A 13,543-nucleotide genomic window follows, 5' to 3' on the forward strand; every position below is an offset into this window, starting at 1 on the left:
CCAAGAATCGTAATCGCAGTCCTCATTATACTTCAAAAAAGACCTAGGGCGCCATCACCCCAGGTCTATATTTACATCAGCCTTTTAATTTTATCCAGCGGCAACTCAACAGCTTGAGATACCTCTTCCGGAGAAAATCCATGGAGCAGCAATTTCCGGATAAGCTCCGCTTGACCTTCAGCTTTTCCTTCAGCTTTTCCTTCTGCTTTGCCTTCCTCAATTCCTTCCGCTTTGCCCTCTTCGTATCCCCAACGCTTCCAGGCTGGCATCAATTCCATAATGACTTCTCCCTCCTCCGGGTAATGATCGATTAATTCTCTTAGAATCTCCTCATCCTGTATCCGGTCCGGCTTGAAATACAAATCCGCCACTGACATAATCAGCGCCAGCCGTCCCTGATCCAATCGTGTCCTGAGCTTGATGAACATCCGCAGGAATTCCCGCCGTACTTCTCTCGCCTCTCTTGTAGTATACCCCATCTTCGCTAATAACGCAGCAGCCACCGCATTGTCCGAGTCGATGAACCGCCGCCAGTTCTGCTTACGGAGCTCCACCTTAAGGAACTGGAAGCGCAGAATGGAATGCTCCGGAATAGACATCTCCAGCGTGTCCGGCTCTTCCCGGACCTCATCTGAGGTAAAGATCGCAATCGGAATAATCAGCTTATGGTCTTTGCGGTAGCGCTTGAATAGACGGCTGAAGTAAATAAACATTCTCTCACGGAATGCGGTATCCCTATACGATTGCGGTTCCAGGTGAATTAGGATATAACCGTCCAGCCCTTTGTAGCGGGTCTCCAGCAGCAAATCCAGTTCCCTCGCTTCCTCGCCCACAATATCCACGAGCAGCTCCTGCATCAGAAACCGTGTCTCACTATAGTCCAACATGGCATCCAGTTCAGGAAAAAACAGTTCAATAAATTCCTGAAAGAATGTCTCAAGCAGCTTTTTAAACGCTTCATCATGCGGTATGGAAATGCGTTTCCCCTCCTTCTAAGATTGGAACTTGTTCTGTTTAAGCTTATTTTGAGTTATTATATTCCATTTATTTGGGATTGTATATAATAAAAGGAACATACATTCGCGTTTGAATGTGATACCCCTACCTTATTAATTTTGAGCATTCCCATTCCTCACCAAAACAAGAAGACCTGCACACCGCCACATGGACGAATGTACAGGTCTTCTTATTTGCCGCTCAAACCGCAAGCAGCATTACACTATTTCACACTAACATATACCGAGACTGTCTTAGTTCCCAGTTTTCCTTTAATAGATGCGTTCCCCTTGCTCACTGCTGTAATCTGCCCGGTAGCATTCACCTTGGCGACAGCAGGCTTGGAGCTGGTCCAGACCATGCTTCCTGTGACAACTGCAGTGCGGCCGGTATCATACAGCGCGGTTACCACTACGTTTTTGCCTGCGCCCGGTGCAAGACTCAGCCGGTTCTCACTGACTGTAAGCTTCATCAGCTTGGGAACAACCGTTATCTTTACCGTCGCCTGAATGCCCTGGTAAGAACCGGTCAGGGTAGTTGTCCCCTCAGCCAATGCTTTGACGGAAGTTCCCTTAATAGTAGCCACAGCCGGGTTCGAAGATTCCCAGTTCATTACCCCCGAGAAGTTGGCAGATTTGCCGTTTGAAAAGTATCCGGTGGCCTTAATGCTCTTGGAGGCCTTGATGTTCATTTCCAGCGTTGCCGGGTCCACCACCAGCTTCACGACCTTCTGTTCAACCGTTACCGGAACACTGATGGTCTTGTTGGAGTAGGTTCCCTTCAGGGTTGCCGTACCTTTGACCAGTCCCTTGATGGTCTTGGCGGCAGTTGTCTGCTTAAGAACCGCATTGCTGCCGCTCAGCTCCCATTTGATGCTTCCCGACACATCCAGCTCGTCGCCATTCTCCAGCACAGCCTGGACAGCGGGCAGTGGCAGCTCTTCACCAATCACTACTCCCAGAGCAGCATCGGGTCCGATCAGGACAAGCACTTTATTCTGAACCGTTACGTTAAACTGAACGCTCTTGGAGCGGATACTTGCAGCCGAAGCGGAGGTCACTTCGCCAGTCTTGAGCTTCCCGGTCAGGATGGTCGTACCTGCCTTGCCGCCGACAAACTTCCCGTCCTTGATGGAGACAATCTCTTCATTCGCAGAGGTCCACTCCATCTCATCGCTGATATCCAGCTTGGTGCCGTCATACTTGGTTCCGGTCACCTTCGGCAGGCTTACTGCATCCGCCGTGTAGATTTCCTGCTCCGTCTTCTCCAGACCCAGCTCCGTCAGGGTTGGATAGACGGTGATCTTGAAGCTTTTGCTGATGCCCAGATAGCTGGCCTTAATGATTGAAGTTCCTACCGCTTTACCCGTAACAGTGGCATAAGCGTTGCTTGCATCCGCCGTATTGGCGGTTACTGTAGCATTCATCAGGTTATCCGAGGTCCAAACGGCGGACGCTGTTTCGTTCGAGGTTGAATTGACAGCATTCCGCATTGCTGCGGTTACATTCAGACTCTCCCCCAGGAAAAGCGACTGGTCGCCGGAAGGCGTCAGCAGCAGCGCTTCATAAGGCGCACGCACATAGACATCCACCGACTGGGTGACACCCAGATAGCTTGCGGTGATGACCGTTTTACCCACGCCCAGGATGGTAATCTCACCGTCTTTAACAGTAGCTACGCTCTCGCTGGAGCTGCTCCATTCCACCTCATTGCCCAGGGTAATCTCCGGACTTGCCGAAGTGGCTTTGGTCTTGGCGGTCAGCTTGGCCGGATGGTCCCCGACCAGCATTTCCATTTCCTTGACGATGGTGTCATTCTTGTCTTTCAGCACGATAGCGGCATAAGGAAGCTCTACCACCGCTTTGATCGTTTCGGTTAACCCTTTATATTTGGCGGTAATGGTAGCCTTACCTTCACCGACCAGCGTAATCTTGCCCGCAGCAATAGTCAGCACGCCCGTATTCGAGCTGCTCCATTCTGCATCCTTCGTGACATCCTTCTCCGCAGTGGCCGATGTTCCGCCGATGGCGGTGGCCGTAACAGACAGCAATTCCTCTTTGTCGCCTAATTTATAGCTGCCCTCTGTGCTGCGGGTCAATTTCAGTTCCTTGAAGGCATGGGTGACCGACACCTCTACAGAGGCTATCGCATTATTGAGAGTTGCTGTAATTACCGCCGTTCCGGAATTCACCGGTGTAAGCTGGCCATTTAATACTGTAACTACTTCTTTCTTGGAAGAGGTCCATGTTGCGGCTGCCGTCACATCCCGTTTGGAAGCGGAGCCCTCTACATTGGCATATAGCTTAAGCTGCTTCGGTGACTGGCCAACGGTAAGCTCTACCTTGGCTGAGCTGTCGAATTCAATAGAGATAGTGTCTCCAGCAGCGGCAAAGACGTTTACCGGAAAAGCGGCTACAACGAGCAATATCATAATGAGGAGCGTTTTTGTCATTTTCCTGTACACGGTCATCTGTTCTCTCCTTAGACGGTCTGATTATCGGTGGACTTTTTGCCACTCTCTTCCACTATATCGACAAATCCGGCCCAAGTCTTTACCCCATTTTCCATATTTCACGATTCCCGGGCAAATTCAGGTCTTTGTAACTATATAAATTGTATTTAAAAAGCACTTAAGATTAGCAATTGAAGCATGGCCGTCGTTGCGGTGAACATTTGGCCCTCCGGCCGCTGTTGTATTTGGATTTCTTGATTAAAACCGCTTCTCGCGGTAGAAATCCAAATACAAAGGCGGTCGCTATCGCTCCTACAGTTCCAAATTTCCCCTCCACTTCTTTTGCTCTTTTGTTTATTTATATATTTTTTAAGTCCAATTTAAATAGCTAATTACGGGATAACGAAAAAAAGGATGTCTTCCTGCCGTCAAAGGCATAGAAGACATCCTGTAGCAGTCTGTCCGGTCAGAGGGTTGCCACTGCCCGGCTAACACTGACAAGCTCGCCCCGGCATTCATTCACGCCGGCTTCGGTTACCTTCACCTGGCACAGCTCGCCCTGCAGCGAATCGTCGCCGCCAAACAGCACCTGGAGATAGTTGTCGCTGAAGCCGTGCTGTACGCTGCGTCCCGCCGAGCCTTTGGCCGCCCGCTCCGGGATCACGGATAACGTCTTGCCGACGAACCGCCGAGCATAAGCTAGCTGCATCTCTTCAGAGAGGTCAATCAGCTCCTGCACACGCGCATTCTTGATCTCCTCATCGACCTGATTGAGCATCCGTGCAGCCGGGGTTCCGGTCCGTTTGGAATACGGGAAGACATGCATCTCCGAATAGTTGACCGCCTTCATGAAGTCGTAGCCTGCCCGGAACATCTCATCCGTCTCGCCCGGGAAGCCGACGATCACATCAGTTGTGATCCCCACATCCGGCATAGCCTCTCGGATCAACTGCATTTTGGCAAAATACTCTTCCGTCGTATACTTCCGGCGCATCGCCTTCAGCACCTCGTTATGGCCCGCCTGGAGCGGAATATGCAGATGGCGGCACATCTTGGTGCTGCGGTTCAGCACCTCAAGCAGCTTCTCGTCAATCTGGCTCGCTTCAATGGAGCTGATGCGGACACGCTCCAGCCCGTCCACCTTATCCAGCTCCCAGAGCAGGTCAGCGAGGCGGTAGTTGTCCAGATCATCCCCGTACCCGCCGGTATGGATGCCGGTCAGCACGAATTCCTTGTATCCGGCCTCCACCAGCTGATGCGCCTGGGCGACAATCGATTTCGGATCACGGCTGCGCGACAGACCGCGCGACCAGGGAATAATGCAGAAGGTACAGAAGTTGTTGCAGCCGTCCTGTATCTTCATGAACGCCCGCGTCCGGTCAGCGAACCCGGGCACATCCATCTCCTCGAACTCACGCGTCTTCATAATGTTGCGGACCGCATTCACGGGCTGGCGTGACTCCTGAATATTCTTTACATGCGTCATGATCTGTTCACGGTCCTGGTTGCCGATCACCAGATCGACTCCGGGAATATCGAGAATCTCTCCAGGTGAGGTCTGCGCGTAGCAGCCGGTAACCGCTACGATGGCGTCTGGATTGCGGCGCACTGCGCGGCGGATCATCTGCCGGCTTTTTTTGTCGCCCGTATTGGTCACTGTACAGGTGTTAATCAGATAGACATCGGCGGACCCCTCGAAATCTACCTGCTCGTATCCATCATTCTTAAAGAGCTGCCAGATGGCCTCGGTATCATAGAAATTGACTTTGCAGCCCAATGTATAAAAAGCTACAGATGGCATGGTTTAAGCTCCTCCCATTTCTCCGGATTCATATAAAATGCAGGCGGCGGCAACCATGCCTGCGGTTTCACAGCGCAGAATACGCGGCCCCAGCCCGACAGAGACGGCTCCGGCCTCCTCAGCCAGTCGGCATTCCTCCGTACTGAAGCCGCCCTCCGGCCCTACAACAATCATCACTTTAGCCGCAGCTTCCTGCGGAAGCGATGCCAGCCATGGCGCGGCTGCGCTGCGGAGCTGGAGTCCCTCTTCCTTCTCATAGCAGAAATAGACGGCATCATAGCCGTTGAAGCTCTGGAGCAGCTGCTTCCAGCTGAGCGGCGAATGCACCTGCGGAACAATATTCCGGTGCGCCTGTTCGGCAGCCTCCTTACAGATTTTGCGCCAACGCTCTAGCCGCTTACTCTCCTTGCGCTCATCGTACTGCACAATCGTCCGCTCTGAGAGGAACGGCGTGAAGGCTACAGCCCCGATCTCCGTGCATTTCTGAATGACTGTCTCCAGCTTGTCCCCTTTGGGCAGGCTCTGGGCGACAGTAATCTGAATGCGCGCTTCATGAGTCATAGCCAGAGGCTCCAGTATGTTCACGGTAACGAGTCCAATCTCTATGTCAGCAATCTCGGCCAGCGCCTCCCGGGCCACGCCGTCGCTGACGATCAGCTTGTCCCCGGCCTTGCCGCGCATGACCTTGGCGATATGGCGGGCGTCTTCACCGTCAATGCTAACCTTGTCTTGTCCGAACTGTGCCGGAGTTACGAAATAACGCTGCATCTCTCAACCTCATTCTGTCCGTTATTCAGCGTAAAAGCGGCGTAGTCCCCGCCAAATCAGGTCCCGGCCGCCGCTTCACACGTATCATTCATCTACTTAATAATCACATTATATTCTACAACGTTTGCCATGCACTGAACAGCCCCCGTCCTTACTGACGTTCTCAGACCCCGAACAACCTTAGGAACAGCTGGAAGAAATCATTACCCGTACGTGTCGCCCAGTAGCTAAGCGGTTCTATCGTATAGGCGCGCAGACCCGGAATGAAGATGATCAGCAGGAAAAGGAACACCGTATACTGCTCATACTGCTGAAGTCTTCCACGGATCGGACGCGGTGCGATATCCTCTACGATCCGGTAACCGTCCAGCGGCGGCAGCGGAATCAGGTTGAATACGAAGAGGAAGAAGTTGAAGTGAATGAACATCCCGAAGAACCAGATCAGCGCCCGGAGCACCTGCTCGTTCTTGATCGAATCCATCGTGCCTGTTCCCACAAGAATCGCATAGATCAGCGCGCCCAGAATACCCAGCAGCAGATTGCTGATAGGCCCGGCGGCAGATACGATGACACCCATCAGGCGGGGACGGCGGAAGTTATCCCGGTTCACGGGGACCGGGCGCGCCCAGCCGAAGCCCGCAATCAGCAGCAAAATGATACCGAAGAGATCAAAGTGCACCGCCGGATTCAAGGTCATACGGCCCAGCAGGCGTGCTGTAGGGTCCCCGAATTTATTGGCAAAATAGGCGTGGGCGAATTCATGCACCGTAAACGCAATAACAATCGTAATCAGAAAAAACGGAAGCTGCTGTAAAGGATATACTAAAAATTGATCCAGGGAACCCATGTCTACCTCTTTCCGGCTGTGAACGCCACCCAATCTTCTTCGCGGGTTACTTCTAAAATCTCGAAACCGGAGGACTTCAGCGCTTCCGCGACCAGCCCTTCCTTATCCTTATAAATCCCCGAGGTAATATAGATCCCCTCCGGCTGAAGCGCACGGTAGACATCGTCCGTGAACAGCACAATAATCTCGGCCAGAATATTCGCCACGACTACACGGACCGGCAGAGTCACTCCCAGCCCGTCTGCCGCCGGGGCAACAACAGGAACGGCCTCTTGGTCAGCCGTATTGCTTGGCCGGGCTGAAGGCCACATCTCTCCGGCTGCGGTATCCGCCGCCCCCTCACCGCCCAGCAGCGAGAGCAGATCGCTCTCCTTCACGGTGATTGCTGACTCCAGCCGGTTCAGCGCCACATTCTCACGGGCACTCTCTACGGCGACCGGGTCCAGATCCAGCGCCAGGACAGAGGCGGCACCGAGCAGCATCGCTCCGACAGCAAGGATGCCGGAGCCCGTACCTACATCGATGACCTCGTCACCGCTGACAATATGCTTCTCAAGAGCGCGAAGGCACAGCGCCGTTGTCGGATGCGTCCCGGTTCCAAAGGCCATACCGGGGTCAATCTCAATGATTTTCTCATCGGCAGTGGCCGGGGTATATTCTTCCCATGTCGGCTTAATGGTCAGCCGCTCCGAGACGCGCAGCGGCTTAAAGTACTGCTTCCAGGCATGGGCCCAATCCTCCTCATCCACCGTCTTCCAGGAGATCTGTGCCAGCCCGGGGTCGATGCCGAACTCTCTCAACTCTTCCACCCTTGGCGTCACCTCGGACACAACCGCATCCATGTCCACCGATTCCGCATAATATCCTTTAATGACCGCTTCCCCTTCGGGGATGTCATTGAGCGGTTCGTCGTATAGTTCACCGTAACGTGTATCCCGGTTTTTATTCAGCGTCCCGGATTCTTCAATAGAGACTCCGCCCGCTCCGGCCTCAACCAGCAGATTGGATATCATCTCCTGTGCTTCCTCGGTTGTATGTACCGTCAATTCGTGCCATAGCATGGTAATGAATCCTCCTAAAAGTTTGTGAGCGTTACTTCTCTCGATTCTGCTTCGAACAAACTTACTTCGGAAGCATAGACTCAGTTTTGGGAGCATAATGTCCCTCGAAGCTTATCTTAGCTAGTATAGCATTTCTTACCCGTTCAGCGCCAAACTGCGTTCAACTCTCTACGGTAGACGGGGTGCTGCGGCAAAAACAATCCAGCGCATGGTCATCTACCATCCCGGAAGCCTGCATAAATGCATAGCAGATCGTCGAGCCGACGAACTTCATGCCTTTGCGCTTGAGCGCTTTGCTCATCAGATCGGACTGTGGGGTCGTCGCGGGAACCTCGGCTCTGTTCTTCCAATGATTCACCACCGGCGTCCCGCCGACAAAGCTCCACAGATAACCGGCAAAGCCACCCTCTTCCTCCCGGCAGATCTGCTGGTACACCTGTGCATTGGTAATCACTCCCTTAATCTTCAGACGGTTGCGCACAATCCCCACATTTTGCATCAGCTCTTCGACCTTGTCCTCCCCATACAGCACGATTTTCTCCGGATCAAAGCCGTCAAAAGCCTCGCGGAAGCCCTCCCGCTTCTTCAGCACCGTATACCAGCTCAGTCCGGCCTGCATCCCCTCCAGCATCAGCAGCTCGAACAGCTTCAGGTCATCAACCAGCGGCTTGCCCCACTCTTCATCATGATAAGCTATATATACCGGGTCCGAGTTTACCCAGTCGCAGCGCTTAATTTCCATAGTTATTCTCTCCTTTGTCTTATAATTCTGGCAGCTATTCATAGCCATATCTTCTAACTGTATACGAAAAAAAGAGAAGAACACAAGGTTCTTCCCGTTAAAATAATGAAATAATGTTATTATTGTCCTTGGAGCTGTACCCGTGTCTCTTTGTCCGGTTCATTGGTAGAGTAGAAGAACATGTATATTGAAGCTTCTGTGCCTTTGAAATCCTTATATACATCAATGCTGTGATTGTTTCCGTTTCCACGGAAGTTTACAGTTACTATTTTACCCAAGATTCGATCTTTACCTGTGCCAATATGAGTCTGATTCACGCCGCCAAAATTCGGATCATCGCTCTTCGTCTCCACGTAGAGGTCTGCTCCCCGCATATAGTAGGTCCACTGCACCGGATACCCGCCGGTTTGCCGGATTAGCGTCTGCTTCTCACTGGAGATGTTGGTTAATTCCAGTGGCTTCTTGTCATCCTCATGCCGGGTAACCTTATAATTACCTACAAGCGTCATTGGCGTTGTTTTTGTAATCTCAAGATCTACAGGCCGCTCGAAGCGCAGCGTTCTCAGATCCTTGTCCTCCGTTGTCGAATACCACAATCCGCCTTCCAATTTCTGTCCGCCTACCTCAAGAGTATAATTAACATAAGGCAGCTCAGCGAATTTGGCTTTAGTCCGGATGGACACACGGATTTGTGTAGGTGTTATTACCATTTGCTCAATCCGGTTACCGGCGTCTTCCGCTTCCAGCGGCAGATCCAGTGCCGTCTTGATGGTAGCACCCGCCATTTTTTTCTTGCTCAGCTCAAAATCGAACGTCCATGGGCCATCAATATTACGTTCCAGCTTGGTATAGCTGAGTTTATAGGCTGTCTCTGCCCGAGGGACATCTACAGGATTGTAATACTGAATTGAGGTGTATTCCCCGTTATCCCCCGGCTTGCCCATTGCACCTGACTGAGAGTTCTTGACAGGCTCTCCATCTCTATATGCTATGATTTGCGGGTATGCCAAGCTCTTAGCTTCGGGATTATTAAAGATTGCAGCCGTGGACAGCATTAGCTGTTCATTCCCTTCCTTAAAGGGCTGAACACTGAACGACTCCAGCCCATCCCGGTTCACCGGGAAGCTCTGCCGCTCCGGTGAGTCCGTATCCAGCTTCAAATCTACCTCCTGCTGGGAGTAGGATTGAATTCCTGTTGCGGTCAGACTCACCTTGACCGTCTCCTGTCCCGGACTCCAGTTTGTCTCGAAATAACCGTTGTAACGCTGGTTCTTCTCGTCCCACTGCTGGTAGTTGTATTCATTGTCATCGCCGTTCCCATTTGCATCCTTAAGAGACATTCCATTCACATTCCACATTCCATTGCCCTTGTCTCCCCCGACATCCAAGCTGTACAGAATCACCGTCCGGTTCTCATCGGAGAGCGCCGTATGTAGCGTCAGGGTGACTCCATCCTTGGTGATCGTCTGTCCGAGCGGCTGACCCAGATTTTGGGACAGTGCAGCCTGTACACCGCTTCTATGGTTCAGCAGATTACCCCAGTCATACTGCACAGCGGCATACACAGGAACAGCCATCAGCACTACGCTGAAGGAGGCTGCGACAGTGATCTTTCGCCAGTTGCGGTGGCGGACCGGGCTGCCTGCTCCCGCACGGCTGCCGCCTTTGGATGATGCATATCCGGTCTGCTCCATTCTGCCCCACATTTGCTCGAAATCAGGATAATTCAGCTCCTGATCCTCATTTAAGCGACGCTTTAACTGCGCTTCGGTTCTGTCCATATTCATCGTCCTCCTTCGTTATGGGCTGAACGCCCGCTTCTTCCAGAATCCTCTTCATCATCCGTAGTCCCTTATGCTGTCTGGACTTCACAGTTCCCAGCGGGATATCCAGCATCTTGCGGATTTCCTCCAGACTGAAATCATGCATATACCGCAGGGTCAGCACCGCCCTGATCTTCGCCGGGAGCCGGGACATGTATCCCGCCCATTCCAGCTTCGTTTCCTTCTGCTCCACCAGCTTGTCTACCAGCGGCTGCGGATTCTCCCTGAACATATGGAGATGGGCCGTCAGCTTCTGCTGCAGGCTGTTCCTGCGCTTCAGGTGGTTCAGGCAGGTGTTGACGGTGATTTTCATAATCCAAGCCTTCAGATATTCAATGCCCTGCCACTCGCTGCGGAAGAGAGTGATGAATACCTCCTGACACAGATCCTCAGCATCGGCAGCATCGTGCACCATATAATAGCAGGTACGATATACCTCCTTGCTGTAGGTTTGGAATAATTCCCTGTTGCCCACTTGAGCATGCCCTCCTTTCTTGTTTGAATTACCTTTATAACAACCCCGGGCTTCAAAAGGTTCATTTTCAGCAGCATATCCAGCTATATGTACTAAAAAAGCAGCATGTCCACCTGAAAAGCACAGGCTGCATACTGCTTACAATAGATTGTCCGGGAATAACTGCTCAACTTCAGAGCAAGCACAGCTTAGATAATATTCATGACCTCGCGCGCCTGGTTGTCCAGTTCCTGTGCAGAGGTAGCGATCAGCGTGAATTCATCCAGCGCCACTTGAATCTGCCGCTGGCTGAGCTGCACATTATCCTGCACCTGGTTCAATCCCGTTGATATTCTGCCTACCTCTTCCGTAATGGCCTGGACACTGTCCCGGACTTCGGTAATCTGATCCTGCACCATCGCAGACAGCTTTCTTACCTCCTTGGCCACCACATCGAATCCCCGGCCGAATTCTCCGGCATGTGCAGCCTCAATCGCTGCATTCAGGGCAAGCAGATGAGTCTGGGAAGCAATATCACGGATGGTCTGCACTACGCCGCGGATCGCCGCAGCCTGCTTTTGCAGACTTAGCAGTGTTTCGGTATTCTCAGTCGACACCTCGGCAATCCTGTCAATACTCTGCAGCAGCTCCTGACTCCGCTCAATTCCTTTGTCCGCACGCTGATTAAGGCTATCCGCCATGCCCTGCATTAGCTCCACGACATGGCTCATGTTGTTTTGTCTCTCCGTAATGTTAGTGGCCACCTTGGATACGCCGATGACATGAGTATTTGTCTCATCAAACACCGGCATATATGTAGCTTCCAGCCAGACCGAATTCCCCTCTGCGTCCATCCGTTCAATTTTGTCCTGGAAGCTCCGGCCAGCCATTAAATTCTGCCAGAACAACTCATAATCCGGACTGTTCACGAATGAGGGGAAGCACAGCTGGCTGTGCTGCATGCCGTACATGTCCTCCGCTTTGTATTTCACTGACTGGGCAAAGATCTCATTGACATAGGCGACACGCCGATCCAGATCAAAGCGGATCATGGCAAGGTTTTTTTCCAAGGCTTTGACAACCAGTTCGTCTGTAACTGCTTGGTCTGCTAGATTTTCCATGTTGACTGCTCCCTATACATCTCAATTTTTAACTGATATGAGGACGACTCTCGCTTATTTCACTTTACTCTTATTAACGGCTGTTTCGGCTTTTAAAATGATAAGATTTTTTAATTCCCTATCTTAATTCCCCACACGCTGTCCTTCCGGTAGGCAGCCGCTTCCTGCAGCTCTGGAAGTCTCGTATCCTGCGGATAATGCCGCTCCAAATACTGGACGAAGGCCTGGCGCAGTCCGATCTCCTTATCCAGCTTGTTGAATTCATTGGGGTGCTTTTCCATTTCGGAGATGGAAGCTTCCCAGCCTCCCAGATCTGACGTCTCCGACTGTTCTGCTCGAACCTTTTCAGCAAGCATTCTTAGCTCCCGGTAAGCTCGTTTCACTTTCGAGGAATAGACCTGCTTCTGGTTCATGAAGGTCAACAGCGCCACCAGCAGCGCCAGCCCTACCCACATTATCACTGTATTCACTTATGTATCCTCCCGGCCTCGCATATCACTCCATTATACACGCCAAAACACAAAAATACCCCACTTACGCAGGGTATCCGTAGCAACAATTCGTCTGCTCATCTCTTCTTGACTTCACCGAATTATTCTTTCTTCATAATTTCTCCCAGCTGCCGCTTATCAGCCTCACGGGAACGGTCCATGGCCTCTATATCATCCTGATCTGCTTCAGCTGCTGAGAATTCAACATCCTCGGCCTTCGCCTCATAGAGCATTTTCATTTTTTCGGTTTTGGAAAAGATCTTCGAGTTCTCTCTGTCCATAGCTTGCCATCAGCCTCCAATGTATTGATCTGATCTTCAAATCATTCCGCCGGCTTCCTCAATCAGTGACATCGCCTGACCATGAATAGCTGCATCTACAATAACCGTCAGCAGAATATTTCTGCCTGTAGGCCCGCCATCCCCTCCGTGGCTCATCCCGCTCCCGCTCGTATGCGCCGCAGCTAATATGCCCGTATGGTCACTGACGGCTGTCATCGAATCCATGCTCGCCAAATTGCCGGTAACCGGATTTACTCCCGGCTCCTGCCCGCTTCCCCCAAACCTGCTGAACCGGTCAATGGAAATCTCCTCTGCACGCAGTGCCTGCAGCTTACGGGAGACCCCTTCCGCTTCCTCCGGGGTTTTGAAGTAGGCCAGTATACTTTTTTCAGACATGGGAATTCCCCGCTTTCTGCCTGGTGTCCATAACGTACAAGCTTACTTGGCTATTTTGGATTTCCGGACATGATTTTATACATTTATGGTTGGCTGTGACTCCAGCGAAGTTTTGAACTTTCACCCGCTGTTGTCCGCAGATTTCATTATCCAGAAGCCACACTTCTAAATTTCAGCCCTGTTTTTCCAACCAACATTCATGTCAGTATTCATGACGAAAATTGTTTTTTTCTCTGTTATTTTGTATTTTTTTGTCTTTTAATTTCTTCATAGTAGTTTTATAAGTCTATTTGTGTCATATAACATTCCG

The 13,543-nt window shown here is 51.6% G+C and carries 13 protein-coding genes; all 13 read right to left on the reverse strand.

All coding sequences use genetic code 11. From position 1 onward, the window contains the following. Positions 1–71: 71 nt before the first annotated feature. The 13 genes from MKY12_RS23430 to MKY12_RS23490 all read right to left on the reverse strand — a co-directional run bounded on the left by MKY12_RS23430 (position 72) and on the right by MKY12_RS23490 (position 13,233). The gene (locus MKY12_RS23430) at positions 72–977 is read right to left on the reverse strand and encodes an Rpn family recombination-promoting nuclease/putative transposase (RefSeq protein ID WP_339314964.1); all 906 of its coding nucleotides are present in this window, start codon (positions 975–977) and stop codon (positions 72–74) included. A 242-nt stretch (positions 978–1,219) separates the two neighbouring features. After that, the gene (locus MKY12_RS23435) at positions 1,220–3,448 is read right to left on the reverse strand and encodes an Ig-like domain-containing protein (protein WP_339311109.1); all 2,229 of its coding nucleotides are present in this window, start codon (positions 3,446–3,448) and stop codon (positions 1,220–1,222) included. Positions 3,449–3,914: 466 nt separating this feature from the next. Continuing rightward, entirely contained in the window at positions 3,915–5,249 is a 1,335-nt protein-coding gene (gene mtaB, locus MKY12_RS23440) for a tRNA (N(6)-L-threonylcarbamoyladenosine(37)-C(2))-methylthiotransferase MtaB (protein ID WP_339311111.1), read from the reverse strand. Between the two features lie 3 nt (positions 5,250–5,252). After that, the gene (locus MKY12_RS23445; protein WP_076082556.1) at positions 5,253–6,017 is read right to left on the reverse strand and encodes an RsmE family RNA methyltransferase; all 765 of its coding nucleotides are present in this window, start codon (positions 6,015–6,017) and stop codon (positions 5,253–5,255) included. Between the two features lie 163 nt (positions 6,018–6,180). After that, positions 6,181–6,864 carry a site-2 protease family protein gene (locus MKY12_RS23450; RefSeq protein WP_339311112.1) on the reverse strand — a complete coding sequence of 228 codons (684 nt, stop codon included), beginning with the start codon at positions 6,862–6,864 and terminating at the stop codon, positions 6,181–6,183. A 2-nt stretch (positions 6,865–6,866) separates the two neighbouring features. After that, positions 6,867–7,925: a 50S ribosomal protein L11 methyltransferase gene (gene prmA / locus MKY12_RS23455; protein WP_339311114.1), complete on the reverse strand. Its 1,059-nt coding sequence runs from the start codon at positions 7,923–7,925 to the stop codon at positions 6,867–6,869. Between the two features lie 160 nt (positions 7,926–8,085). Continuing rightward, positions 8,086–8,667, reverse strand: coding sequence for a DNA-3-methyladenine glycosylase I (locus MKY12_RS23460; protein ID WP_339311115.1), 582 nt, complete (start codon positions 8,665–8,667; stop codon positions 8,086–8,088). A gap of 119 nt (positions 8,668–8,786) precedes the next feature. Continuing rightward, a complete protein-coding gene (locus MKY12_RS23465; RefSeq protein WP_339311117.1) occupies positions 8,787–10,448 on the reverse strand; it encodes a DUF4179 domain-containing protein in 1,662 nt (553 codons plus the stop codon). After that, the gene (locus MKY12_RS23470) at positions 10,408–10,965 is read right to left on the reverse strand and encodes an RNA polymerase sigma factor (protein ID WP_339250301.1); all 558 of its coding nucleotides are present in this window, start codon (positions 10,963–10,965) and stop codon (positions 10,408–10,410) included. Before MKY12_RS23470 ends, MKY12_RS23465 begins: the two co-directional genes overlap by 41 nt. 188 nt (positions 10,966–11,153) lie before the next feature. Beyond that, on the reverse strand, positions 11,154–12,065 hold the full coding sequence (locus MKY12_RS23475; RefSeq protein WP_339311119.1) for a methyl-accepting chemotaxis protein: 912 nt from the start codon (positions 12,063–12,065) through the stop codon (positions 11,154–11,156). 110 nt (positions 12,066–12,175) lie between these two features. Then, positions 12,176–12,535 carry a hypothetical protein gene (locus MKY12_RS23480; protein WP_036732217.1) on the reverse strand — a complete coding sequence of 120 codons (360 nt, stop codon included), beginning with the start codon at positions 12,533–12,535 and terminating at the stop codon, positions 12,176–12,178. Between the two features lie 122 nt (positions 12,536–12,657). Beyond that, the gene (locus MKY12_RS23485) at positions 12,658–12,837 is read right to left on the reverse strand and encodes a YfhD family protein (RefSeq protein ID WP_036732220.1); all 180 of its coding nucleotides are present in this window, start codon (positions 12,835–12,837) and stop codon (positions 12,658–12,660) included. Positions 12,838–12,873: 36 nt separating this feature from the next. Next, positions 12,874–13,233 carry a hypothetical protein gene (locus MKY12_RS23490; RefSeq protein WP_076082583.1) on the reverse strand — a complete coding sequence of 120 codons (360 nt, stop codon included), beginning with the start codon at positions 13,231–13,233 and terminating at the stop codon, positions 12,874–12,876. Positions 13,234–13,543: the final 310 nt, after the last annotated feature.

Origin of the sequence: Paenibacillus sp. FSL M7-0896 (genome assembly GCF_037975415.1) — a bacterium.
Lineage (GTDB): Bacteria > Bacillota > Bacilli > Paenibacillales > Paenibacillaceae > Paenibacillus_AQ > Paenibacillus_AQ silagei.

Coding starts and splice junctions, on each gene's coding strand:
- MKY12_RS23435 (WP_339311109.1), bottom strand. CDS start 3,448: ATGACAAAAACGCTCCTCATTATGATATTGCTCGTTGTAGCCGCTTTT.
- mtaB (WP_339311111.1), bottom strand. CDS start 5,249: ATGCCATCTGTAGCTTTTTATACATTGGGCTGCAAAGTCAATTTCTAT.
- MKY12_RS23445 (WP_076082556.1), bottom strand. CDS start 6,017: ATGCAGCGTTATTTCGTAACTCCGGCACAGTTCGGACAAGACAAGGTT.
- MKY12_RS23450 (WP_339311112.1), bottom strand. CDS start 6,864: ATGGGTTCCCTGGATCAATTTTTAGTATATCCTTTACAGCAGCTTCCG.
- prmA (WP_339311114.1), bottom strand. CDS start 7,925: ATGCTATGGCACGAATTGACGGTACATACAACCGAGGAAGCACAGGAG.
- MKY12_RS23460 (WP_339311115.1), bottom strand. CDS start 8,667: ATGGAAATTAAGCGCTGCGACTGGGTAAACTCGGACCCGGTATATATA.
- MKY12_RS23465 (WP_339311117.1), bottom strand. CDS start 10,448: ATGGACAGAACCGAAGCGCAGTTAAAGCGTCGCTTAAATGAGGATCAG.
- MKY12_RS23475 (WP_339311119.1), bottom strand. CDS start 12,065: ATGGAAAATCTAGCAGACCAAGCAGTTACAGACGAACTGGTTGTCAAA.
- MKY12_RS23485 (WP_036732220.1), bottom strand. CDS start 12,837: ATGGACAGAGAGAACTCGAAGATCTTTTCCAAAACCGAAAAAATGAAA.
- MKY12_RS23490 (WP_076082583.1), bottom strand. CDS start 13,233: ATGTCTGAAAAAAGTATACTGGCCTACTTCAAAACCCCGGAGGAAGCG.